This window comes from Streptomyces sp. NPDC001220, from assembly GCF_053597895.1.
In genome coordinates, this window is the sequence record NZ_JBSFJE010000007.1 from 285,442 (window position 1) to 308,662 (window position 23,221).

Consider the following 23,221-nt stretch of genomic DNA (forward strand, 5'->3'; position numbering starts at 1 on the left):
ACGAGGGGGGAGGCTCGGACCGTCCGTTATGCGTAGTCGGGTCGGCGCGGGCGTCCGTAATCCGGTCACCGATCCGACTCGTCGAGCGCGCGGAGCACATCGGCCACCAGATCTTCGGGGTCCTCGGCCCCGACCGACAGCCGAATGAAGCCCTCCGGGACGTCGTCCCCGCCCCAGCGTCGCCGCCGCTCGGCCGTGGAGCGCACCCCGCCGAAACTCGTCGCGTCGTCGACCAGCCGCAGGGATGCCAGAAAACGCTCGGCACGCGCGCGCGTGGGCAGCGTGAAGGAGATCACCGAGCCGTAGCGCCTCATCTGCTGCGAGGCGGTCTTGTGCGCGGGGTCGTCGGGCAGTCCCGGGTAGCGCAGCCCGGTCACGTCCGGCCGACGCCGGAGCGCCTCCGCGACCACCAGGGCGGTGGCGTTCTGCCGGTCCACCCGCAACTGGAGGGTGGCCAGCGAGCGATGGGCCAGCCAGGCCTCCATGGGCCCGGCGATCGCACCGATGATCTTGCGCCACCGGCGTACGGCGGCCATGTCCTCCGTGTCGCGCCCGGCGACGTACCCCAGCAGGACGTCCCCGTGTCCGGTGAGCTGCTTGGTGCCGCTGGCCACGGAGAAGTCGGCGCCCAGTGCCAGCGGCCGCTGGCCGAGCGGGGTGGCGAGCGTGTTGTCGACGGCGACGAGGGCGCCACGCGCGTGTGCCGCCTCGGCGAGCCGCCGGATGTCGCACACGTCGAGCCCGGGGTTGCACGGTGACTCGATCAGCAGCAGCTTCGCCCCGTCCAGAACGTCGAGCTGGGCGTCGTCGGCGGTCGGCGCGGTGCGCACCTCGATGCCGTAGGCCTCCAGCTGGGCGCGGACCAGGGGCAGTACCTGGTAGCCGTCGGACGGCAGCACGACCGCGTCGCCGGCGCGCAGCTGGGAGAAGAGCACGGCCGAGACGGCCGCCAAGCCGGAGGCGAACACCAGCGTCTCGACGTCCTCGCCGGGCGCCTCCAGCTCGCCGATGGCGCGCTCCAGATGGGTCCAGGTCGGGTTCTCGTCACGGCCGTAGGCGTACGGCCCGCTGACCTCGCCCGGCAGATGGAAATGGGCGGCGAACACCGGTCCGGGCAGGGTCGGTTCGTTCTTGACCGGCTCGGGCAGTCCCGCGCGCACCGCGCGCGTGCCCTCGCCCGTCACGAGGCCGGAGTCGGAGCTGGAATCGGTCATGCCGCCGTTCCTTCCACTTCGTCGCGTACCGCGGCGAGCAGGCCCTGGCTCGCCGCCTCCACCATCTCAAGACACTCCTCGAAGCCGTCCGGACCGCCGTAGTAGGGGTCCGGTACGTCGAGGTCGTCGGCGGCATCGGGGTCGTAGGAGCGCAGCAGGTGCACCTTGTGGGCGTCCTCCGTGGTGGGGGCGAGGCGGCGCAGGGCCTTGAGGTGGCCGGAGTCGAGGGCGATCACCAGGTCGAGGCGGTCGAACCAGGACGCCTGGAATTGGCGGGCGGTGTGGTCGCCGTCGTAGCCGTGTTCTCGGAGGACGCGGACGGTGCGCGGGTCGGCGCCGTCGCCCTCGTGCCAGCCGCCGGTGCCGGCGCTGTCGACCTCGACACGGTCGTCGAGCCCGGCCTCGGCTATGCGGGCACGGAAGACGGATTCGGCCATCGGGGACCGGCAGATGTTGCCGGTGCAGACGAAGCAGACGCGGTAGGCCATCGGGTGCTCAGTCCGTGTCGGGAAGGATCATGTTCAGGGCCCACGACACGATCGAGATGATCAGACCGCCCAGGACGGCCGTCCAGAACCCCTGCACGTGGAAACTCAGGTCGAGCTTGTCGCACACCCACGACGTCAGCAGCAGCATCAGCGCGTTGACCACCAGGGTGATCAGGCCGAGCGTGAGGATGAACAACGGGAAGGTCAGGATCTTCACGATCGGCTTGACCAGGAAGTTCACCACGCCGAAGACCAGGGCGACCAGGATCAGCGTCCAGACCTTCTTGGTGGTGCTGTCACCGGTCAGGGTGATCTTGTCGAGCAGCCACACGGCGACGGCCAGGGCGCCCGCGTTAACGATCGTCTTGACTACGAAATTCTTCATGTGTCTGATCGTGGCAGACGAGATCAGATACGAGCAGTGGGGCGAGGGCGGACAACGGCGATGAAGGCATTCCGGCTGGACGAACTGGAGGCGGAACGCGCCGCCAACGACGGGGCCTACCTGCAGTTTCTGCGGGAGCGGAACATGTCGGTCGGCCTCTACGCCCTGGACGCGGGCGAGCGGGACCCGCAGAAGCCGCACAACCAGGACGAGGTCTACTTCGTCGTCAGCGGCCGCGCCGCGATCACCGTCGGCCTGGAGACCACGCAGGTGGCCCGGGGCAGTGTGGTGTACGTGCCGGCCGGAGTGGCCCACAAGTTCCATCACATCAGCGAGGATCTGAGGGTTCTGGTCGTCTTCTCTCCCCCCGAGGCCTGACCTCCCCCTCGGGGTTCCCTAGGGGAAGGGTCAGGGGAGGACAAGGGATCAGGGGCCCCCGGACGGCCCCCTCGCGGCTCTAGCATCGAGTGCAGGACATCGCATCGTGCGGCGCGCACGAGACCGACCGTACGTGCCGAAGCGCACGGGAAAGCAGAGGGCAGGGCAATGCGAGAGATCTTCACGGGTCTGCCGTGGTGGGTGAAGTGGATCGCGGTGCCGGTCATCGCGCTGGTGGTGTTCGGTGGCCTGATCGGCTCCATCGTCGGTTTCCTGGCCTACCTGCTGTTCAAGTTGCTGATCTTCGTGGCGCTGGTCGGCGGACTGATCTACATCGTGCGGAAGTTCATGTCGAACTCCTCGTCGAAGAGCGACTGGTGAGGACCGTGGGAATCGGCGACCGGTAACAGGAATCGCCTGTTCCCTCGGGGGAGGGAAGTTTCCCGCACGGGCCGACCAGGAGCGGTGGCGGACGGTTAGAGTCGCTGACCCCCTCGCGCTCCGGGAGTGACCCTTGGCCACGCTTGACGCCACCTCCGCACCCACGGAACTTCCACCACCCCCCACCCAGCGCCGGTCCGGCACACCCCCCGTGCAACGGCCGGCCACCCCGTCCGATCCCGCACAGCCGCACTCGGCCACCCTCATCGGCTCAGTGCAGCGTGCGATGCGCCTGCTGGAGTGCGTCGCCGGACACGAACACGGCGCCCCCGCCAAACAACTGGCCCGCGAGACCGGCCTCGCGCTGCCCACCGCCTACCACCTGCTGCGCACCCTGGTCCACGAGGGCTATCTGCGCCGTGACAAGGGGCTGTTCTTCCTCGGTGAGGCCGCGGAGCGGCTGAGCAGCAGCGGGGCGCAGCAGAAACGTCGCAGCGTGGTGGTCGACACCCTCGCCCACTGGCGGGATTCGATCGGTGCGCCGGTGTACTACGCCATGTACCGGGACGGCGAGATCGAGGTCGTGTGCGTCTCCGACTCCCCGGGCACTCCGGCGGTCGAGGAGTGGGCCGACTTCCGCGAGACCGCGCACGCGCACGCCATCGGCCAGTGTCTGCTCTTCCAGCTGGACGAGAACGGCCGCCGTGACCATCTCGACCGCTACCCCCTGCAGGCCCTCACCCCGTACACGGTCCGCGACAGCCATGCCCTGCTGCGGCGGCTGGAGCGGACGCGGCGAATGGAGCCGGTGGTGGAGCGCCAGGAATACGCACTGGGCACGGTGTGCGCGGCGATCCCCATCACCGTCGGCACCACGGCGGCCACGGTGGCCATCTCCCTGCCCCTCCACCAGGCCGACCGGCTACTGCCCGCCGCACGCCAGTTGCAGGCGGAGGTGGGTCGGCACCTGGGATCCCTGGCGATCGCTATCAGTATCTGAAAACTCACTCCTTGTGATCTGCTGTGTACGTTCAGCAAGATTTGACCACCATCAAAGGGATAAATCCCGGCCAGTCGGTGTCATATGACGGGGTAGGCGATGCGCGAGTCCGTACAAGCAGAAGTCATGATGAGCTTTCTCGTCTCGGAGGAGCTCTCCTTCCGCATCCCCGTGGAGTTGCGCTACGAGACCTGTGATCCGTATGCCGTACGGCTCACCTTCCATCTGCCCGGGGACGCGCCGGTTACCTGGGCCTTCGGCCGTGAGCTGCTGATCGACGGGGTGGGCCGGCCGTGCGGGGAGGGCGACGTGCATATCGCCCCAGCCGATTCCGAGGTGCTGGGCGAGGTCCTGATCAGGCTTCAGGTCGGCGGCGACCAGGCGGTGTTCCGGTCCTCGGCACCACCGCTGGTGGCTTTTCTCGACCGTACCGACAAGCTGGTGCCGCTGGGCCAGGAAGGTGCGCTCGCCGACTTCGACGCCCATCTCGACGAGGCTCTGGACCGCATCCTGGCCGAGGAGCAGAGCGCGGGCTGAAGCGTTACGGCACGGGGCACGAGCCGCTCCGCCGAGCCGCGTGAGGATGCGCAGGAACGCTTCTGCGCGTCCCTGGGCGGGCGGTGGCACGCTCCTCCTCGTGCGGACCGTCAGGTGCCGCCCGCCGCGCCCTCACCGCTTCCGGCGCCGCCCTCGCCCGCCGCGCGCCGGGGCCTCCGCGGACGCGGCCGTCGCCGTGCCCGGCCGGTCGGCCGACACCACCAGGGCAGCGAGCAGCGTGGTGACGGGCACCGAGGCGACCAGGCCGATCGAGCCGACCAGCGTACGCACGATCTCCTCGGCCACCAGCTCACTGTTGGCGACCGTCGCCACGCTGCTCTGCGCGATGGAGAAGAGCAGCAGCAGCGGCAGCGCGGCGCCCGCGTAGGCCAGGACGAGGGTGTTGACCACGGACGCGATGTGGTCGCGGCCGATGCGGATACCGGCCCGGTACAGCCCGCGCCAGCCCATCGTCGGGTTGGCCTCGTGCAGTTCCCAGACGGCCGAGGTCTGGGTCACCGTCACATCGTCCAGGACACCGAGCGAACCGATGATGACGCCGGCCAGCAGCAGACCACTCATGTCGATCGACGGGTACAGGCCGTGGATCAGACCGGTGTTGTCGTCGGTGTTGCCGGTGAGCGCGGCCCAGTCGATGAACTCCGAGCCGAGGACGCCGATCAGGCACAGCGAGACCAGCGTGCCGAGCACCGCCACCGAGGTCCGGGCCGACAGCCCGTGGCAGATGTACAGGGCGATCAGCATGATGGCGCTCGACCCGACCACCGCCATCAGCAGCGGATTCGATCCCTGCAGGATCCCCGGCAGGATGAACAGGGTCAGCACCAGGAAGCTGACGGCGAGCGCGACCAGCGCCATCACGCCGCGCAGCCGGCCCACCACCACGACGGCGAGCGCGAAGATCCCGGCCAGCAGCGCCATCGGGAGCTTCCGGTTCACATCGGTGACCGAGTACTGCAGGTCCTTGGGCGCCGAGGGCTCGTAGGCGACCACGACCTTCTCGCCCTGGTCCAGCTGACGTGACTGGTCGGGCTGCACGATCTCGGTGAACGTACGGCCCTTGTCCTTGCCGGTGTCGATCCGGACCGTGGCCTTCTTGCAGGTGCCGTCCTCCTCCTGCTTGGCGGAGCTTCCCTCGGCGGTGGAGGTGTCGCCGGTCGAGCTGCCCCCGGAGGCGTTGACCGACTTGCAGCTGACCGATACGACCTTGGTGACCGTGGCCTGCTGTGTCTGGCGGTCGAAGCCGACGCCGGTGCGCTCGTGCGCCGGGGCGCCGCCGGGCCACAGCACCACGAGGCCGACCACGACCGCGGCGGTGAAGGGGATGAGGATCGCCGCGATGACCTTGCGCAGATGCTTGGAGACCGGCGCGGCGGGGCCATGGCTGTGCGAGTGACCGTGCCCGCCGCCTGCCCCGGAGCCGCCCTGGCCGGGTCCCTGACCGGGCGGGTGGCCGTGGCCATGGCCGTCGTCGTGACTGTGGGCGTGCCCCTGGTCGTGCCGGCCCTGCCCGTGGTCGTGTGCGTCACCGGCACCATGGCCCCCGTGGCCGGTTCCGCCGCCCTGTGCGGCACCGTTGCCGCGCCTCGGGTCGGGGGGCGGGTAGGGGTGCTGCTGTGTCGTGGTCACCGCCCGATCATCGCAAGAACGGCAGGGGCCCTCTGTTCACCGCGCCCGAATTGACGCTAGCGTGGAGGCACCTTTGCACACGCGGGAGCTCGGAGCACCGGGCTGAGAGGGCGCTGACCTCCGTATTCGCGATGTTTCACGTGGAACGAGTGATGTTTCACAGGAAACGCCGCCCGACGGAAGCCGCTGCGTCGACCGCCGAACCTGTTACCGGGTAATGCCGGCGTAGGGAGTAGGTCTCATGACCAACAAGGACGCACGCACGCCTGCCTTCAGCCAGGACGAACAGCCCATTGCGGGTGAACCGTCCACGGAGGCCGGGAAGTCCATCGGCTGGCACAAGGGGTATGTCGAGGGTTCGCGCCCCGACCTTCGGGTGCCGGTCCGTCAGGTGCATCTCACCAACGGGCAGTCGGTCACGCTCTACGACACCTCCGGCCCGTACACCGATCCGCTCGTCGAGACCGACGTCCGCAGGGGTCTGCCGCCGCTGCGGGAGAACTGGATCATCACCCGTGGGGACACCGCCGAGTACGCGGGCCGCCCCGTCCGTCCCGAGGACGACGGGGTCAAGCACACCTCGCCGCGTGGGGGGCTGCGCAACCTGGACGCGGTGTTCCCGGGCCGCCCGCGCCAGCCGCGTCGCAGCCGGGACGGCGAGGCGGTCACACAACTGGCCTATGCCCGCCGGGGTGAGGTCACCCCGGAGATGGAGTACGTGGCCATCCGCGAGAACGTCTCCCCCGAGGTCGTCCGTGAGGAGATCGCGGCGGGACGGGCCGTGTTGCCGGCCAACGTCAACCACCCGGAGATCGAGCCGATGATCATCGGCAAGCGGTTCCTGGTGAAGGTCAACGCCAACATCGGCAACTCGGCGGTGACCTCCTCGATCGAGGAGGAGGTCGAGAAGATGACCTGGGCGACCCGTTGGGGCGCCGACACGGTCATGGATCTGTCCACCGGGCGCAACATCCACACCACCCGCGAATGGGTGCTGCGCAACTCCCCCGTCCCCATCGGCACGGTGCCGCTCTACCAGGCTCTGGAGAAGGTCGACGGCAGGGCCGAGGAGCTGACCTGGGAGATCTACAAGGACACGGTGATCGAACAGGCCGAGCAGGGCGTGGACTACATGACCGTCCACGCGGGCGTGCGGCTGCCGTACGTGCCGCTCACCGCCAACCGCAAGACCGGCATCGTCTCGCGCGGCGGCTCGATCATGGCGGCCTGGTGCCTCGCGCACCACAAGGAGTCGTTCCTGTACGAGAACTTCGAGGAACTCTGCGAGATCCTCGCCGCCTACGACGTCACGTACTCGCTGGGCGACGGCCTGCGTCCCGGCTCCATCGCGGACGCCAACGACGAGGCCCAGTTCGCGGAGTTGCGCACGCTCGGAGAGCTCAACCGGATCGCCAGGCGTTTCCACGTACAGACGATGATCGAGGGCCCGGGCCATGTCCCGATGCACAAGATCAAGGAGAACATCGACCTTCAGCAGGAGATCTGCGACGAAGCTCCGTTCTACACGCTCGGCCCGCTGACCACGGACGTCGCGCCGGCGTACGACCACATCACCTCCGGCATCGGTGCCGCGATGATCGCCTGGTGGGGCACGGCGATGCTGTGCTACGTCACGCCCAAGGAGCACCTGGGTCTGCCCAACCGGGACGACGTCAAGACCGGCGTGATCACCTACAAGATCGCCGCTCACGCGGCGGACCTCGCCAAGGGGCACCCGGGTGCGCAGGAGTGGGACGACGCGCTGTCCGACGCCCGCTTCGAGTTCCGGTGGGAGGACCAGTTCAACCTCGCCCTGGACCCGGACACGGCACGCGAGTTCCACGACGAGACGCTTCCGGCGGAGCCGGCGAAGACGGCCCACTTCTGCTCGATGTGCGGGCCGAAGTTCTGCTCGATGAAGATCAGCCACAGCATCACGGAGCGGTTCGGTGGGGCGGCGGCTGAGGGAGCGTCTGCCGACGAGGTCGTGGAGGGGATGCTGCAGAAGTCGAAGGAGTTCGCGGCGAGCGGGAACCGGGTGTACCTGCCGATCGCGGACTGACGTCGACCGCTGGCGCGCTGCACCGGAATGCCGGCAACGGCCCCGGGTGCAGCGCCCCCGCTCTGGTCGGCGAACGGCTGCGGTTCGCGTGCTCAGAGGACGAGACGGTCTACCTCTTCGCGGGCCTGTCGCACAGGGCGTGGTCGACGAGGGCGCCCGTCGCGCGGTTGAGGGCGGGCAGGTCCGGCGGTGCGGTGGTGGTGGTGATGGAGACGGTCACCGCTCGTCTGCCGTCCGCGCTCACCGCGGGGCGGGTGTTGACGCCTGCCCCGTCGCCCTCGTGGGTGTAGTAGAAACCGCCGCAGGAGAGCGGGATCCTGCGCAGCCCGAGACCGTAGGTGCCCACGGGCATCTCCGCCACGTCCTCCGGATCGTCGGTCCGCTGGACGGTTTGCCGCATCTCGCGCCACTGCTCGGCCGGCAGCAGCTTCCCGCCGGCCAGCGCCCGGAAGAAGGTGTTCAGGTCGGCGGTGGTGCTCACCACCCCGGAGTCCGCGGTGTGCTGGAAGCTGTGCTCGGTGACGTCGAGACGCTTGCCGTCGGCGGCCGTCAGGTACGCGTTCACGTGCGGGTCTGGCAGGTAGGGGTCGAGCCCGGGAACGGAGGTGTTCCGCAGTCCCAGCCGCGCGATCACCCGGTGCTCGACCAGCGCGTCCCAGGGTGCGCCGCCGGCCTTCTCCGCGATCATCCCGGCCAGCAGGTAGTTGGTGTTGGAGTACGCCCAGCGGGTGGCCCCGCCCGGCTCCGGCACGAACACCGGCCGGTGCTTCATCGCCACCGCGACCAGGTCGGCCGCCGGGGTGGCGTCGTAGCGGTTCTCGTCGAAGTGGTTGATCAGCCGGTCCTGGATCTCCGGGTCGTCGATGTAGTCGTACAGGCCGCTGGTCTGGCGGAGCAGGTCGCGAACGGTGATCCGGCCGCCGTCGTTGCCGTTGCCCGCGACGACGCCCGGTAGCCAGTGCTCGACGGTGTCGTCCAGCGACAGCCGCTGCTCCGCGACGAGTTGCAGGACCACGGTCGCCACGAACGTCTTCGTCGTGCTCGCCACGCGGAAGTGCGAGTTCCACGGGATCGGGGCCGAGGAGCCGGCCGTCCGGGTGCCGATGCGTGCCATGAGCGGCGCGCCGTTCCTTCGGTCCACCCTGGCCAGCACGTTCACGTCGCCGCCCCCGGCCTTCCGCACGGCTGCCAGGTCGTGCCGGAGTGCGTCCTGGTCGTAGGAGTGCCTTGCGGTCGTGGGCCCGGCGGTGGCGGCGGTCGCGACCGCGGGTGAGCCCAGCGCGAGCAGCGCTGCCGCCAGCACGGCGGTCCTGCCCTTTTTCGACAACGGCATCTGCATGTTCGAATCCCCCGGTGCTCTGCGTCCTGGTCGGTGACGATCACCAGCCAACCGGATCCGCAAGCGCCGGAGAATGGGACTGCCCTCCGAACGAGGGGTGTACCCAGCCCCCCCTTCGCCGTCGCCCACCGGCTCCCTTCGCCGTCACCCACCGGGGACGACGCATTCGCGGGGACCGGGTGTCCGGCCTGCGCCCCCGGCCGGGGGCGCAAGCCGGGCTATTCCGGCTGGTGCTCCGGGCCTCCGAAGTCCGGGCTGGTGTAGTCCGGGCTGGTGAAGCTCGGCCGCGAGGCGGGTGCGGCGCCGTCCTCGGTGCTGAAACCGGGGCGGTCGTAGCCCAGGCGCGGCATCCGGCTCCCCGGACCGGACTGGGTCGCACGGAGTTCGGCCGTGCCGGGCTCGGTGGCCAGCGCTTCCCGCAGGAAGGGCAGGATGCCGCGCTCCAGCAGGGCGTCCCGCCAGGCGTCCCGGGCCTTGACCACCTCTCCGCCGGGTTCGCCGTAGGCTCCGGCCTCCAGTGAGGGGCTGTTGCGCAGTGCGGTGAGCAGCAGCCCCGCGCCGGCCATGAGGATGGCGGCCGCGGTCACGACGCCGAAGACCCAGCCGGCGGTGAGCATGGTCTGGGCGAACGCCGGGGCCGGGTCCAGCATCTTCAGGACGTAGCCGACGAGCAGGAAGATCGCGGCGGCGGTGCCGGCGAGCACGGGCGCCAGGACCAGGGCGAGGGCGAAGCCGCCGGCACCCGTGGTCTCGGCGGCCTCGCCGAGGGTGGTGGCGAGCCCCATCGCACCGCCCGTGGCCGACTCCATGGAGCCGGACTCGTGGACGGTGGCCGGGGTGGACCGCGCAGGGTTGCGCAGTTCCTCGCGGACCTTCACATAGTGCTGGTACTCGGTCGCCGCGGCCGCCGTTATCAGTGCGGTGGCGTTGAGCGCCATGGTGCGCAGCTGTTCGGTGTTCAAATGCCGACCGGTACCGGCCAGTTCGGGACGGTAAGGGGCGGAGCGCAGCGCCTCATCGAGGATCCGCTCGTATTCCTGGCGGTCCTCGCTGTGCAGGTGCTGCGGAACGCTGTTCATGTGCATCCCCCGATGCTCCGTAGGGCTTGGGGCTCGCACGCCGGCGAGCCGTCGGGCAGAAACGGAGGGGAGCCTGCTACGGATAAACCGATGGTAGAGCCGTTAAGGCACGCGGTGACAGGGGGTTGCCGGAAATTGGGGGTGGCCCGCGTGTGACATCGGGGTACAGAACAGCGTGCCGAACGTTCAGCTGTCCAGTGGAAGTTGCCTGACCAGCAGCTTTCCGGCCATGGTCACTCCGCCGTCCATGGCGATGGCCAGCCCGTCCGCGTAGACGTGCGGTCCCTCTACCAGGGGGCCGGTGGTCTCCTCGCCCTCCTCGGAGCCGACTTCCCCCAGCAGATAGGGAATCGGGCTGTGCCCGTGAACGATGCGGGTGCCGCCGTACGTATCGAGAAGGGAACGGACGGCGTCTGCACCCCCCTCGTCGCGGAAGGAGAACCGCTTGGTGAACTTACGGAACAGGTCCCAGACCTCGTCCGCGTCGTTACGGGTGATGGTCTCGCGGACCGTGTCGTTGACCGCCTCGATCGAGTCGCCGTAGTCGAGGTAGGCGGTGGTGTCGGAGTGGACCAGCAGATAGCCGTCGACCTCCTCGACCGCGTCCAGGCGGGCCATCCACTGGAGGTGGTGGTCCTGGAGCCGGTCCATGTCGGTCTTCTGACCGCCGTTGAGCAGCCAGGCCGCCTGGAAGGTGGCGGTGCCCGCGCCGGAGTTGACGGGGGTGTCGCCGAACCGCTTCGCGCCGAGCAGCAGCAGCTCGTGGTTGCCCATGAGCGCCTTGCAGTAGCCGCCGGCCGCGGCCGCCTCGGCGGACAGCCGCATCACCAGGTCGATGACGCCGATGCCGTCCGGACCGCGGTCGGTGAAGTCGCCGAGGAACCACAGCCGGGCGGTGCCCGCGCACCAGTGCCCGTCCGTGTCGATCAGTCCCTGTTCCCGCAGCGCGTCGATCAGCTCGTCGAAGTAACCGTGCACGTCACCGACGACGTACAGCGGGCCCGGACCGGCCGCCGTCTGTGCGGCGGGATCGGCGGCCGGGTCGACCGGCGGCCGGAGGGTGTCGCCGTGGTTGATGACGGGCAGGTCGCGCTGGGTGGGCGTGTAGCCCTCGGGATATCCGTCGGGATACGGCTCGTCGAGCGCCGGAGCCACGTCGCCGGGGTGGGTGCTCTGGACGTACGGACCGGTCTCGTTGACGTACGCGGGCACCCGGAAGTCGCGCAACGTCGCCGTCCGTTCCGCTTCGGGTCCCTGACCGGCCCCCTGAGTCATCAGACCCCTCCACCATCGCGCCGCATCTGCACCGCTTCGGACTGCCTGGTCGCAGCGGCCCGCGGTGTCGTGGGCCCATCATAGGAATGCGCGTCGCGCCGTGTGATGACCCAGGGGTGGTGAATCGGAGCAGGACTCCAGTTCCGTGCGGCTTTCGCCCCGGTTGGGCAGGGGTTCGTCCGCCCGTCGCTCACCTGACGGCCGTCTTTCGACGACGTCCGGCAGGCGCGTCGGCCGCCGCCCTGCGCGCACGGACCGGCCGGGCGGGCGTAGGCGGCGGCCCTGTGCGGGTGCGGGGCGCCCGTGCGTGGGTGCGGAGCGTCCGTACTACTCCTCCTCCGGTGCCCGCGGCGGGCTGACCGTGGTGCGCTGCGGGCGTCGCTGGGAGGAGGTACGCACGATCAGTTCGGTCGGTATCACCTGCTCGACCGGCTGGTCCGACTCCACTCCCTCGATCGCGTCGATGAGCAGCTGCACCACTGCCGTGCCGATGCGGCGCGGCTTCAGGGAGAGCGTGGTGATGGGCGGCTCGGTGTTGGCGTACACGGTCGACTCGCTGCAGCACACCAGCAGCAGGTCCTCGGGGACGCGCAGCCCGTAGCGGCGGGCGGCGGCGAGCAGGTCGGTGCCGTTGGGGTCGAAGAGGCCGTAGACGGCGTCGGGGCGGTCCGGGCGGGCCAGCAGCCGGTCGGCGGCGACCGCGCCCGCACAGGGGTCGTGCGCCGGGTAGGCCTCGTAGACGGGGTCCTGGCCGACCCGTTCGCACCAGCGCAGGTAGGCGGTGGTGGACAGATGGGTGTACGTGTCCGTCGTGGTGCCCGTGAGCAGGCCGATCCGGCGGGCGCCCGCGTCGGCGAGATGGTCGAGGATGCCGAGGACGGCGGCCTCGTGGTCGTTGTCCACCCAGGCGGTGACCGGGAGCGAGCCGGCCGGGCGGCCGTCGGAGACCACCGGCAGCCCCTGCCGGACCAGCTCGCTGACCACCGGGTCCTGGTCGGACGGGTCGATGACGACCGTGCCGTCCAGGGCTACGTTCGACCACACGTCGTGGCGTGAGGTCGCCGGAAGGATCACCAGGGCGTAGCCGCGGGCGAGCGCGGCCGAGGTGGCGGCCCGCGCCATCTCGGCGAAGTACGCGAACTCGGTGAAGGTGAAAGGTTCATCCCCGTACGTCGTCACGGTCAGGCCGATCAGTCCCGACTTGCCGGTACGGAGGGTGCGGGCGGCGGCCGAGGGTCGGTACCCCAGCCGGTCGGCGACCTCGCGTACGTGGCGCCGGGTGGCATCCGGGAGCCGGCCCTTGCCGTTCAGGGCGTCGGAGACGGTCGTGATGGAGACTCCGGCGGCGGCGGCCACGTCTCTGATGCCCGCCCGGCCCGGCCGGCTGCCTCGCCGAGAGGTTTCCGCGCGGCTCACCTGGTGCTTCCCTGCTGCTGTCATGGCGAGCCGATAGTAGGGCTCATGCGGTGGGGTAGTGCGGACGCATATGCACGCGTTGACAGGCACGTTTCTGCAAGGTCAAAGGGGGTCAACTACCTTAGAAAGAAAGTCAGTTGAACGATCCAATGGTGAGACGTGACTTGTCGGCACGCATGGGCCTGCCAAGTGCCCGATGTCTCGAAGAGGTCTCAACTCACCTTCACGGGTGATGCGCGCCACGGCGTGAGCCACCGGCGCGTAGATATATGTAGGGCGCGCCCCCGAAAAATGCGCCTTCGTGTGGTGATGCCCGTGATGCCAGTGGGACGGATGAGGTCAGGCCCCCGCCTACCGGGTCGCTCCGCTGCTGTACGCAGCGGAACCGAATCCTCATAAGGTATGCAGTATTGGATGCCGGCGGCGCGGACGGTCCGCCGGTGGTCGCGAGGAGGACTGCGGTGAGCGAGACGAGCCCCAAGCTGCGCGCCGAGCTGGAGAGTATCCCCACCTACAAGCCGGGCAAGCCTGCCGCGGCCGACGGCCCGGTCGCCTACAAGCTCTCCTCCAACGAGAACCCGTATCCTCCGCTGCCCGGCGTGCTGGAGTCCGTGACCGCGGCCGTTGCCTCCTTCAACCGTTACCCGGACATGGGGTGCACGGCTCTGATGAACGAGCTCTCGGACCGCTTCGGCGTCCCGCTCGGCCATCTGGCCACCGGCACCGGTTCGGTCGGCGTCGCCCAGCAGCTGATCCAGGCCACCAGCGGCCCCGGTGACGAGGTGATCTACGCCTGGCGGTCCTTCGAGGCCTACCCGATCATCACGCAGATCAGTGGCGCACGCTCGGTCCAGGTGCCGCTCACGCCCGGGGAGGTGCACGACCTCGACGCGATGGCGGACGCGATCACCGACCGCACCCGCCTGATCTTCGTCTGCAACCCCAACAACCCGACCGGCACGGTCGTGAAGCGAGCCGAACTGGAGCGCTTCCTGGACCGGGTGCCGAGCGACGTGCTGGTGGTCCTCGACGAGGCCTACCGGGAGTTCATCCGCGACCCCGAGGTGCCCGACGGCGTCGAGATCTACCGCGAGCGACCGAACGTCTGTGTCCTGCGGACCTTCTCCAAGGCATACGGCCTCGCCGGGCTGCGCGTCGGCTTCGCGATCGCCCATGAGCCGGTGGCGGCGGCGCTGCGCAAGACGGCGGTGCCCTTCGGCGTGAGCCAGCTCGCCCAGGAGGCGGCGATCGCCTCGCTGCGGGCCGAGGACGAACTGCTCGGCCGGGTCGGCTCGCTGGTGTGCGAGCGGCAGCGGGTGGTCGCGGCGCTCCGTGCCCAGGGCTGGACGGTTCCGGAGACCCAGGCCAACTTCGTGTGGCTGCGGCTGGGGGAGCGTACGACGGCCTTCGCTCAGCTCTGTGAGGAGCACGGCGCGGTCATCCGCCCGTTCGCGGGCGAGGGTGCCCGGGTGACGATCGGGGAGACCGAGGCGAACGACATCTTCCTGAAGGCGGCGGAGAACTTCCGCAAGGAGCTCTAGCCGCAAGGCGCCTTGGCCGTCGGCCAGTTCCACGTGTACGGGGTCGCCGTGAGGCGGCCCCGTTGTCGTAGGGGTTTCACGTGGAACCGCGGGCCGCGGGGTGACGTGACGGAGAAGACAGGCCCCCCATGGCTGCGTCGAAAATCAGTGCGTCATAATGGCTTGTGAATGTGAATGCATTCACAAGCTCGTCCTCTTTGGTCCGTGATGTGCGTGACAAAGGGGGCAAAGTGCCGCTGTACCCCGGCGACGTAAGGAGACTGACGACGTGGACCTGGCTCTGGCGCCGGAGACACTGGCGCGTTGGCAGTTCGGCATCACCACCGTCTACCACTTCCTGTTCGTCCCGCTGACGATCTCTCTCGCCGCCCTCACGGCGGGCCTGCAGACCGCATGGGTGCGCACGGAGAAGGAGAAGTACCTCAGGGCGACCAAGTTCTGGGGCAAGCTCTTCCTGATCAACATCGCGATGGGCGTGGTCACCGGCATCGTGCAGGAGTTCCAGTTCGGCATGAACTGGTCGGACTACTCGCGGTTCGTCGGTGACATCTTCGGCGCCCCGCTCGCCTTCGAGGCACTGATCGCGTTCTTCTTCGAGTCCACCTTCATCGGGCTGTGGATCTTCGGCTGGGACAAGCTGCCCAAGAAGATCCATCTGGCCTGCATATGGATCGTCTCCATCGGCACGATCCTGTCCGCGTACTTCATCCTCGCGGCCAACTCGTGGATGCAGCACCCCGTCGGCTACAAGATCGACAAGGCGAAGGGGCGCGCCGAGCTGACCGACTTCTGGGCCGTCCTGACGCAGAACACCGCGCTGGCCCAGGCCTTCCACACGCTGGCCGCGTCCTTCCTGACCGGTGGCGCGTTCATGGTCGGCATCGCCGCCTTCCACCTGTTCCGCAAGAAGCACATCACGGTGATGAAGACCTCGCTGCGGCTGGGATTGGTGACCGTCGTCATCGCCGGCCTGCTCACCGCGATCAGCGGCGACACCCTCGGCAAGGTCATGTTCAAGCAGCAGCCGATGAAGATGGCCGCCGCCGAGGCCCTGTGGGACGGTCAGGAATCCGCGCCGTTCTCGGTCTTCGCCTACGGCGACGTGAGCAAGGGCCACAACACCGTCGAGCTGTCGGTCCCCGGCATCCTGTCGTTCCTCGCCGACGACGACTTCAACTCGTACGTCCCCGGTATCAACGACACCAACAAGGCCGAGCAGCAGAAGTACGGTCCGGGCGACTACCGCCCGATCATCCCCGTCACCTTCTGGGCGTTCCGCTGGATGATCGGCTTCGGCATGGCGTCCTTCGCCATCGGCCTGGTCGGACTCTGGCTGACCCGAAAGAAGTTCATGCTGGCCCAGCATCTGCGGGTCGGTGAGGACGAGGTGCCGCATCTGGTCCTCTTCAAGAACAAGGCCCTCAGCCCGAAGCTCGGCAGGCTGTACTGGCTGGTGGCGATCTGGACGCTGGGCTTCCCGCTGATCGCCAACTCCTGGGGCTGGATCTTCACCGAGATGGGCCGTCAGCCCTGGGTCGTCTACGGCGTTCTGCAGACCCGCGACGCCGTCTCCCCCGGTGTCTCCCAGGCCGAGATCCTCATCTCGATGATCACCTTCACCGCGCTGTACGCCGTCCTCGCCGTCATCGAGGTCAAGTTGCTCGTGAAGTACATCAAGGCCGGCCCGCCCGAGCTCACCGAGGACGACCTCAACCCGCCCACGAAGATCGGTGGCGAGGCGCGTGACGCCGACAAGCCGATGGCCTTCTCGTACTAGGCCGAGGGAGACGCAGTCATGGAACTTCACGACGTCTGGTTCGTCCTGATCGCCGTCCTGTGGACCGGCTACTTCTTCCTGGAGGGCTTCGACTTCGGGGTCGGCATCCTCACCAAGCTGCTCGCCCGGGACCGGCCGGAGAAGCGGGTGCTGATCAACACGATCGGCCCGGTCTGGGACGGCAACGAGGTGTGGCTGCTCACCGCGGGCGGTGCGACCTTCGCCGCCTTCCCCGAGTGGTACGCCACGCTCTTCTCCGGCTTCTACCTGCCGCTGCTGGTCATCCTGGTCTGCCTGATCGTCCGGGGTGTCGCCTTCGAGTACCGGGCGAAGCGGCCCGAGGAGAACTGGCAGCGCAACTGGGAGACCGCGATCTTCTGGACCTCGCTGATCCCGGCGTTCCTGTGGGGCGTGGCCTTCGCGAACATCGTGCGGGGCGTGAAGATCGACCAGCACTTCGAGTACGTCGGCACGGTCTGGGACCTGCTCAACCCGCACGCCCTGCTCGGCGGACTGGTGACGCTGACCCTGTTCACCTTCCACGGAACGGTGTTCACCGCCCTCAAGACCGTCGGTGACATTCGGGTGAGGGCGCGAAAGCTGGCGACCAAGGTCGGTCTGCTCGCCGCCGTGCTGGCGCTGGCCTTCCTGGTGTGGACGCAGGCCGACAGTGGGGACGGCAAGAGCCTGGTGGCGCTGGTCGTGGCGGTCGCCGCGCTGGTGGCCGCTCTGGGAGCCAACCTGCGGGGCCGTGAGGGATGGGCGTTCGCCCTGTCCGGCATCACCATCGTGGCCGCCGTGGCGATGCTCTTCCTGTCGCTCTTCCCGAACGTCATGCCGTCGTCGCTCAACGCGGACTGGAACCTCACGGTCACCAACGCCTCGTCGAGCCCCTACACCCTGAAGATCATGACGTGGCTGGCGGCGATCGCCACGCCGCTCGTCATGCTCTACCAGGGGTGGACGTACTGGGTGTTCCGCAAGCGGATCGGCACGCAGCACATCGCAGCCGAAGCCGCCCACTGAGTCGGCGCCGGGTCGGCACGGAGTCCGTACCGGCTCCGCACTGACTGCTCGCTGAATCCGCATGACTCCAGGGAGTGGGTGTTTCACGTGAAACACCCACTCCGGGCCGAAGGGCATGTTTCACGTGAAACCAATCGATCCGCGTCTGCTGCGCTACGCCCGAGCCACTCGTCTCTTCTTGATCGCGGTCGTCGGCCTCGGTGTGGCCGGGGCCGGGCTGGTCATCGCCCAGGCGATGCTCATCGCCGAAGTGGTGGTCGGCGCCTTCCAGCACGGCCACTCGGAATCCGAACTCCGCACCCCTCTGCTGCTGTTGGTGGCCGTTGCCATCGGTCGGGCGCTGGTCTCCTGGCTGACCGAGCTTGCCGCGCACCGGGCGAGTGCGGCGGTCAAGTCCGAACTGCGGGGGCGGCTTCTCGACCGGGCTGTGGCGCTCGGTCCCGGCTGGCTGAGCGGTCAGCGGACCGGGTCGCTAGTCACCCTCGCCACGCGCGGCGTCGACGCCCTCGACGACTACTTCTCGCGCTACCTGCCCCAGTTGGGGCTCGCCGTGGTCGTACCGGTCGCGGTGCTCGCCCGGATCGTCACCGAGGACTGGGTGTCCGCGGCGATCATCGTCGGCACTCTGCCGCTCATCCCGCTCTTCATGGTGCTGATCGGCTGGGCCACCCAGTCCCGTACGGACCGTCAGTGGCGGCTGCTGTCCCGGCTGTCCGGCCACTTCCTGGATGTGGTTGCCGGGCTCCCCACGCTGAAGGTGTTCGGGCGGGCCAAGGCGCAGGCCGAGTCCATCCGGCGGATCACCGCCGAGTACCGGCAGGCGACCATGCGGACCCTGCGGATCGCCTTTCTCTCCTCCTTCGCGCTGGAACTGCTCGCCACGCTGTCGGTGGCACTGGTAGCCGTGACCATCGGTATGCGGCTGGTGCACGGCGACATGGACCTGTACATCGGGCTGGTCATCCTGGTGCTGGCGCCCGAGGCATACCTCCCGCTGCGGCAGGTGGGTGCCCAGTTCCACGCGGCGGCGGAGGGGCTCGCGGCGGCGGAGGAGATCTTCGCGGTGCTGGAGACGCCGGTGCCGGTGTCCGGTACGGGCGATATTCCCTCCGCGGCCTCCCTGGCCTTCGAAGGAGTGACGGTCCGCTACCCGGGCCGCTCGGCGGACGCGGTGACCGAGGTGTCGTTCACCGTGGAACCCGGCGAGACCGTCGCACTGGTCGGCCCCAGTGGAGTGGGTAAGTCGACGCTGCTGAACGTGCTGCTGGGGTTCGTGCGGCCGGCGGCGGGCCGGGTGCGGATCGGGGGAGCCGAGCTCGGCGAGGTGGACCTGGCGGCGTGGCGGTCGCGGATCGCGTGGGTGCCGCAGCGGCCGCATCTGTACGCCGGGACGATCGCCGAGAACGTACGGCTCGCGCGTCCCGACGCGGACGACGAGGCGGTACGGCGGGCGTTGCGGGACGCGGGGGCGCTGGAGTTCGTGGAGGCGTTGCCGGAGGGCGCCGGGACCGTGCTCGGCGAGGACGGGGCCGGACTGTCCGCCGGGCAGCGGCAGCGGCTGGCGCTGGCGCGGGCGTTCCTGGCGGACCGGCCCGTGCTGTTGCTGGACGAGCCGACGGCCGCGCTGGACGGGGCGACGGAGGCGGAGGTCGTGGCGGCGGTACGACGGCTTGCCGCGGGGCGGACGGTGTTGCTGGTGGTGCACCGGCCGGCGCTGCTCTCGGCGGCGGACCGGGTGGTGCGGCTCTCCGGCAGCGAGGCCCCCGGGGGGCTCCGTCCCCTGGGCCCCCAGCCGCTTCGGCAACCCACCACCCGACTCGGTGGATGGGAAGACGAGGAGACCGAGCAGCTCGGTCGACCGGAAAACGTCACGGTGGAGGGGCTGGGGCGGTCGGCGGGGGGCTCGGCTGGGCGGCTCGGGCTTTTCGGACGTGGCTCGGGGAAGTCGGTGGCTGGGGATCGGCGGGGCGTTCTGAAGCGGGTTCGGGGGGACTCCGGGGCTCGGCAGGGGCGGCTGCTGCTCGCCCTTCTGCTGGGGGCTCTCGCGCTCGGCAGCGCCGTGGGGTTGATGGCGACCTCCGGGTGGCTGATCTCGCGGGCCTCGCAGCAGCCGCCGGTGCTGTATCTGATGGTCGCCGTGACGGCGACGCGGGCCTTCGGGATCGGGCGGGCCGTGTTCCGGTACAGCGAGCGGCTCGTGTCGCACGACGCCGTGCTGCGGATGCTCGCCGACACCCGGGTCGCCGTGTACCGGCGCCTTGAACGGCTCGCGCCTGCCGGGCTCCGGGCGACCCGGCGCGGGGATCTGCTCAGCCGGCTGGTCGCCGACGTGGACACGTTGCAGGACTACTGGCTGCGGTGGCTGCTGCCCGCCGGGGCCGCGGTGGCCGTGTCCGCCGGGGCCGTGGGGTTCACCGCCTGGCTGCTGCCCGAGGCGGGCGCCGCCCTGGCCGTGGGGCTGCTGGCGGCCGGCGTCGGGGTCCCGCTGGTGACCTCCGCCGTGGCCCGTCGCGCCGAGCAGCGGCTGGCGCCCGCCCGCGGCCTGCTCGCGACCCGGGTCACCGACCTGCTCACCGGCACCGCCGAACTGACCGTCGCCGGCGCGCTGCCCGCCCGTACCTCCGCGGCCCGGCAAGCCGACCGCACGCTCACCCGGATCGCCTCGCGGGCCGCCACCGCCACCGCGCTCGGTGACGGACTGACCGCTCTGCTGACGGGTCTGACCGTCGCCGCCACGGCACTGCTGGGCGCCCAGGGGGTCGCCGACGGCCGGCTGAGCGGGGTGGCGATGGCCGTGGTCGTGCTCACTCCGCTGGCCGCCTTCGAGGCCGTACTGGGGCTCCCGCTCGCCGTGCGGCACCGGCAGCGGGTGCGCAGGAGCGCCGAGCGTATCTACGAGGTGCTGGACGCGCCCGAGCCCGTACGGGAGCCCGAGCGGCCGCGCCAGGCGCCCGCCACGCCCTTCCCCGTCGTACTGACGGGCCTGTCCGCCCGTCACGAGGGCCGGCGTCGGGACGCGCTCGCGGGGCTCGACCTCACCCTCCACGAGGGGCACCGGATCGCCGTGGTCGGCCCCTCCGGCTCCGGCAAGACGACCCTCGCCCAGGTCCTGCTGCGGTTCCTCGACCCGGGGGCGGGCTCCTACACCCTGGCCGGCGTGGACGCGCAGGGCATGGACGGCGACGACGTACGCAGGCTCGTCGGGCTGTGCGCGCAGGACGCGCACCTCTTCGACAGTTCCGTACGCGAGAACCTGCTGCTCGCCCGCAAGGACGCCGCCGAGGAGGACCTGCGGGACGCGCTCGGCCGGGCCCGGCTGCTGGACTGGGTGGACGGGCTGCCCGACGGGCTCGACACCCTCGTCGGCGAGCACGGGGCCCGGCTGTCCGGCGGGCAGCGGCAGCGGCTGGCGCTCGCCCGGGCACTGCTCGCGGACTTCCCGGTGCTCGTCCTGGACGAGCCCGCCGAGCACCTCGACCTGCCCACGGCGGACGCGCTCACCGCGGATCTGCTGGCCGCCACCGAGGGCCGTACGACCGTGCTCATCACCCATCGGCTGGCGGGACTGGAGGCCGTGGACGAGGTGGTCGTGCTCGACGGGGGCCGGGTGGTGCAGCGCGGACCGTACGCGGAGCTGGCCGCCGTGGCCGGGCCGTTGCGCGGGATGGCGGAGCGGGAGGCGGCGACGGAGTCGCCGGCGGAAGCGCCTGAGGGCCTGGTGGGCGCGGCCTGAATCAGCTACGAGTGGCCAGCAGCTGTTCGATCACGACCGCGACACCGTCCTCGTTGTTGGCGACCGTGCGGCCGGAGGCGGCGGCGATCACGTCGGGGTGGGCGTTGCCCATCGCGTACGACTGTCCGGCCCAGGTCAGCATCTCGACGTCGTTGGGCATGTCGCCGAAGGCCACGACCTCCTCGTGCGAGATGCCGCGCTCGGCGCACTCCAGGGCCAGCGTGCTGGCCTTGGAGACCCCCGGACCGCTGATCTCCAGCAGGGCGCTGGGGCTGGACCGGGTGACGTTGGCGCGGTCGCCGACGGCGAGGCGGGCGAGGGTGAGGAACGCGTCGGGGTCGAGATCGGGGTGGTAGGCGAGGATCTTGAGCACGGGCTCGCCGGCGCCCCGGCCGTCGGCCGCGAGGATCTCCTCGGCGGGCAGCAGATGGTCCGGCGTCTCCAGGTGCAGCTTGGGATAGGCAGGCTCCTGGTGGAAGCCGAACGTCTGCTCGACCGCGTACACCGTGCCGGGTGCGGCGTCGCGCAGCAGCCGTATCGCGTCCAGCGCGTTCTCCCTGGCCAGCTCGCGTACCTTCACGAAGCGGTGGGCACCGGGGCCGCCGTGCAGGTCGACCACGGCGGCGCCGTTGCCGCAGATCGCCAGGCCGTGGCCGTGGACGTGGTCGCTGACGACGTCCATCCAGCGGGCCGGGCGGCCGGTGACGAAGAAGACCTCGATACCCGCCTCCTCGGCGGCGGCCAGCGCGGCGACCGTCCTCGGGGAGACCGACTTGTCGTCGCGCAGCAGGGTGCCGTCGAGATCGGTGGCGATCAGCCGGGGCGGGGTGGCGAAGGCGGGGGTCTCGGGCTGTCGGGTCGCTGAGGTCACCGGCCCATTCTCGCGCATATGCCCGCACGCCAGTGCGGTGCTGCGCACAGATGAGACACAGATGACTCCCCGAGCATGCTCCGGGCTCGGCCCGGTGCCCCTCGACCCCTGTCCGGCGGCCCCGCCCGTCGGCCTCAGGCCAGCTGGGCCGGGGCCTCCATGGCGATCTGCTCGAAGACCTTCTCGTCGGCCGCGAAGTCCGAGTCCGGGATGGGCCAGTGGATCACCAGCTCGGTGAAGCCCAGTTCCTGGTGGCGGCCGGCGAAGTCCACGAAGGCGTCAAGGGACGCCAGCGGACGGGCCCGGTCCGGGGTGAATCCGGTGAGCAGGATCCTGTCCAGCTCCGACGCGTCCCGGCCGATCGCCGCGCAGGCCTCGCCGAGCTTCGCCGTCTGACCGCGCAGCGCCTCGACGGACTGCTCGGGCGTGCCGTTCTCGTACAGCTTCGGATCGCCGGTGGTCACCCACGCCTGTCCGTGCCGCGCGGCCAGCTTCAGCCCGCGCGGGCCGGTGGCCGCGACCGCGAAGGGCAGTCGGGGCCGCTGCACGCAGCCCGGGATGTCGCGCGCCTCGTGGGCCGAGTAGAACTCGCCCTCCTGTGTCACGGAGTCCTCGGTGAGCAGCCGGTCGAGCAGCGGCACGAACTCGGCGAACCGGTCGGCGCGCTCGCGCGCGGTCCACGGCTCCTGGCCCAGCGCGGTGGCGTCGAAGCCGGTGCCGCCGGCGCCGATGCCGAGCGTCACCCGGCCGCCGGAGATGTCGTCGAGGGAGATCAGTTCCTTGGCGAGCGTCACGGGATGCCGGAAGTTCGGCGAAGTGACGAGCGTGCCCAGGCGCAGCCGGTCGGTGACGGACGCGGCGGCGGTCAGCGTCGGAATCGCACCGAACCACGGGCCGTCCCGGAAACTGCGCCAGGACAGGTGGTCGTAGGTGTACGCGGTGTGGAAGCCCAGTTCCTCGGCCCGCGTCCAGGCGGTACGGCCGCCCTCGCTCCAGCGGCGGTGGGGAAGGATCACGGTGCTCAGACGCAGACTCATGCGTCCGAGACTAAGGGCCTGGACCGACGACG

At 70.0% G+C, this 23,221-nt stretch carries 19 protein-coding genes; 9 read left to right on the top strand and 10 right to left on the bottom strand.

Annotated elements, in window-relative coordinates; all coding sequences use genetic code 11:
- Positions 1 to 65: 65 nt before the first annotated feature.
- From ACWDGI_RS19210 to ACWDGI_RS19220, 3 genes are read right to left on the bottom strand one after another with little or no spacing between them, the layout of a single operon-like run.
- Positions 66 to 1,214, bottom strand: coding sequence for a cystathionine gamma-lyase (locus ACWDGI_RS19210; RefSeq protein WP_450760476.1), 1,149 nt, complete (start codon positions 1,212 to 1,214; stop codon positions 66 to 68).
- Positions 1,211 to 1,702, bottom strand: a complete 492-nt coding sequence (locus ACWDGI_RS19215; protein ID WP_450760478.1) for a low molecular weight protein-tyrosine-phosphatase — start codon at positions 1,700 to 1,702, stop codon at positions 1,211 to 1,213. The genes ACWDGI_RS19210 and ACWDGI_RS19215 overlap by 4 nt, the downstream gene beginning before the upstream one ends.
- A gap of 7 nt (positions 1,703 to 1,709) precedes the next feature.
- On the bottom strand, positions 1,710 to 2,087 hold the full coding sequence (locus tag ACWDGI_RS19220; RefSeq protein WP_450760480.1) for a phage holin family protein: 378 nt from the start codon (positions 2,085 to 2,087) through the stop codon (positions 1,710 to 1,712).
- 60 nt (positions 2,088 to 2,147) lie between these two features.
- Here ACWDGI_RS19220 and ACWDGI_RS19225 point away from each other — a divergent pair, with 60 nt between their 5' ends.
- The 4 genes from ACWDGI_RS19225 (at position 2,148) to ACWDGI_RS19240 (ending at position 4,383) form a co-directional block, all read left to right on the top strand.
- On the top strand, positions 2,148 to 2,465 hold the full coding sequence (locus ACWDGI_RS19225) for a cupin domain-containing protein (protein ID WP_450760482.1): 318 nt from the start codon (positions 2,148 to 2,150) through the stop codon (positions 2,463 to 2,465).
- 168 nt (positions 2,466 to 2,633) lie between these two features.
- On the top strand, positions 2,634 to 2,846 hold the full coding sequence (locus ACWDGI_RS19230) for a DUF5326 family protein (RefSeq protein WP_351695787.1): 213 nt from the start codon (positions 2,634 to 2,636) through the stop codon (positions 2,844 to 2,846).
- A 211-nt stretch (positions 2,847 to 3,057) separates the two neighbouring features.
- On the top strand, positions 3,058 to 3,846 hold the full coding sequence (locus tag ACWDGI_RS19235; protein ID WP_450760731.1) for an IclR family transcriptional regulator: 789 nt from the start codon (positions 3,058 to 3,060) through the stop codon (positions 3,844 to 3,846).
- Positions 3,847 to 3,945: 99 nt separating this feature from the next.
- Positions 3,946 to 4,383, top strand: coding sequence for an SsgA family sporulation/cell division regulator (locus ACWDGI_RS19240; RefSeq protein ID WP_351748159.1), 438 nt, complete (start codon positions 3,946 to 3,948; stop codon positions 4,381 to 4,383).
- A gap of 132 nt (positions 4,384 to 4,515) precedes the next feature.
- On the opposite strand, the gene ACWDGI_RS19245 is transcribed toward ACWDGI_RS19240, so the two are convergent.
- Positions 4,516 to 6,033 (bottom strand): YibE/F family protein, encoded by a 1,518-nt coding sequence (locus tag ACWDGI_RS19245; protein WP_450760484.1) that lies wholly within the window; start codon positions 6,031 to 6,033, stop codon positions 4,516 to 4,518.
- A 241-nt stretch (positions 6,034 to 6,274) separates the two neighbouring features.
- Here ACWDGI_RS19245 and thiC point away from each other — a divergent pair, with 241 nt between their 5' ends.
- Positions 6,275 to 8,095, top strand: coding sequence for a phosphomethylpyrimidine synthase ThiC (thiC, locus tag ACWDGI_RS19250; protein ID WP_450760486.1), 1,821 nt, complete (start codon positions 6,275 to 6,277; stop codon positions 8,093 to 8,095).
- A 109-nt stretch (positions 8,096 to 8,204) separates the two neighbouring features.
- Here thiC and ACWDGI_RS19255 read toward each other — a convergent pair whose 3' ends face one another.
- The 4 genes from ACWDGI_RS19255 to ACWDGI_RS19270 form a co-directional block, all read right to left on the bottom strand.
- Positions 8,205 to 9,434, bottom strand: a complete 1,230-nt coding sequence (locus ACWDGI_RS19255) for a serine hydrolase domain-containing protein (protein WP_450760488.1) — start codon at positions 9,432 to 9,434, stop codon at positions 8,205 to 8,207.
- A gap of 218 nt (positions 9,435 to 9,652) precedes the next feature.
- A complete protein-coding gene (locus tag ACWDGI_RS19260) occupies positions 9,653 to 10,519 on the bottom strand; it encodes a hypothetical protein (RefSeq protein WP_450760490.1) in 867 nt (288 codons plus the stop codon).
- Between the two features lie 180 nt (positions 10,520 to 10,699).
- Positions 10,700 to 11,788, bottom strand: a complete 1,089-nt coding sequence (locus ACWDGI_RS19265; RefSeq protein WP_450760492.1) for a metallophosphoesterase — start codon at positions 11,786 to 11,788, stop codon at positions 10,700 to 10,702.
- A gap of 327 nt (positions 11,789 to 12,115) precedes the next feature.
- Positions 12,116 to 13,228 carry a LacI family DNA-binding transcriptional regulator gene (locus ACWDGI_RS19270; protein ID WP_450760494.1) on the bottom strand — a complete coding sequence of 371 codons (1,113 nt, stop codon included), beginning with the start codon at positions 13,226 to 13,228 and terminating at the stop codon, positions 12,116 to 12,118.
- Positions 13,229 to 13,665: 437 nt separating this feature from the next.
- On the opposite strand from ACWDGI_RS19270, the gene hisC reads away from it, so the two are divergent.
- From hisC to cydD, 4 genes are all read left to right on the top strand, one after another.
- The gene (gene hisC, locus ACWDGI_RS19275) at positions 13,666 to 14,745 is read left to right on the top strand and encodes a histidinol-phosphate transaminase (RefSeq protein WP_450760496.1); all 1,080 of its coding nucleotides are present in this window, start codon (positions 13,666 to 13,668) and stop codon (positions 14,743 to 14,745) included.
- A gap of 268 nt (positions 14,746 to 15,013) precedes the next feature.
- Complete coding sequence (locus ACWDGI_RS19280) at positions 15,014 to 16,522, top strand: cytochrome ubiquinol oxidase subunit I (RefSeq protein ID WP_450760498.1); 1,509 nt, start codon at positions 15,014 to 15,016, stop codon at positions 16,520 to 16,522.
- Positions 16,523 to 16,540: 18 nt separating this feature from the next.
- Entirely contained in the window at positions 16,541 to 17,548 is a 1,008-nt protein-coding gene (gene cydB, locus ACWDGI_RS19285) for a cytochrome d ubiquinol oxidase subunit II (protein WP_450760500.1), read from the top strand.
- A 124-nt stretch (positions 17,549 to 17,672) separates the two neighbouring features.
- Positions 17,673 to 21,281, top strand: a complete 3,609-nt coding sequence (gene cydD, locus ACWDGI_RS19290; protein WP_450760502.1) for a thiol reductant ABC exporter subunit CydD — start codon at positions 17,673 to 17,675, stop codon at positions 21,279 to 21,281.
- 1 nt (position 21,282) lies between these two features.
- Here the strand turns inward: cydD and ACWDGI_RS19295 are convergent, their stop codons facing one another.
- Together ACWDGI_RS19295 and ACWDGI_RS19300 are read right to left on the bottom strand one after the other, a co-directional pair.
- Positions 21,283 to 22,170, bottom strand: a complete 888-nt coding sequence (locus tag ACWDGI_RS19295; RefSeq protein ID WP_450760503.1) for a Cof-type HAD-IIB family hydrolase — start codon at positions 22,168 to 22,170, stop codon at positions 21,283 to 21,285.
- A 116-nt stretch (positions 22,171 to 22,286) separates the two neighbouring features.
- Positions 22,287 to 23,189 (bottom strand): LLM class flavin-dependent oxidoreductase, encoded by a 903-nt coding sequence (locus tag ACWDGI_RS19300; protein WP_450760505.1) that lies wholly within the window; start codon positions 23,187 to 23,189, stop codon positions 22,287 to 22,289.
- Positions 23,190 to 23,221: the final 32 nt, after the last annotated feature.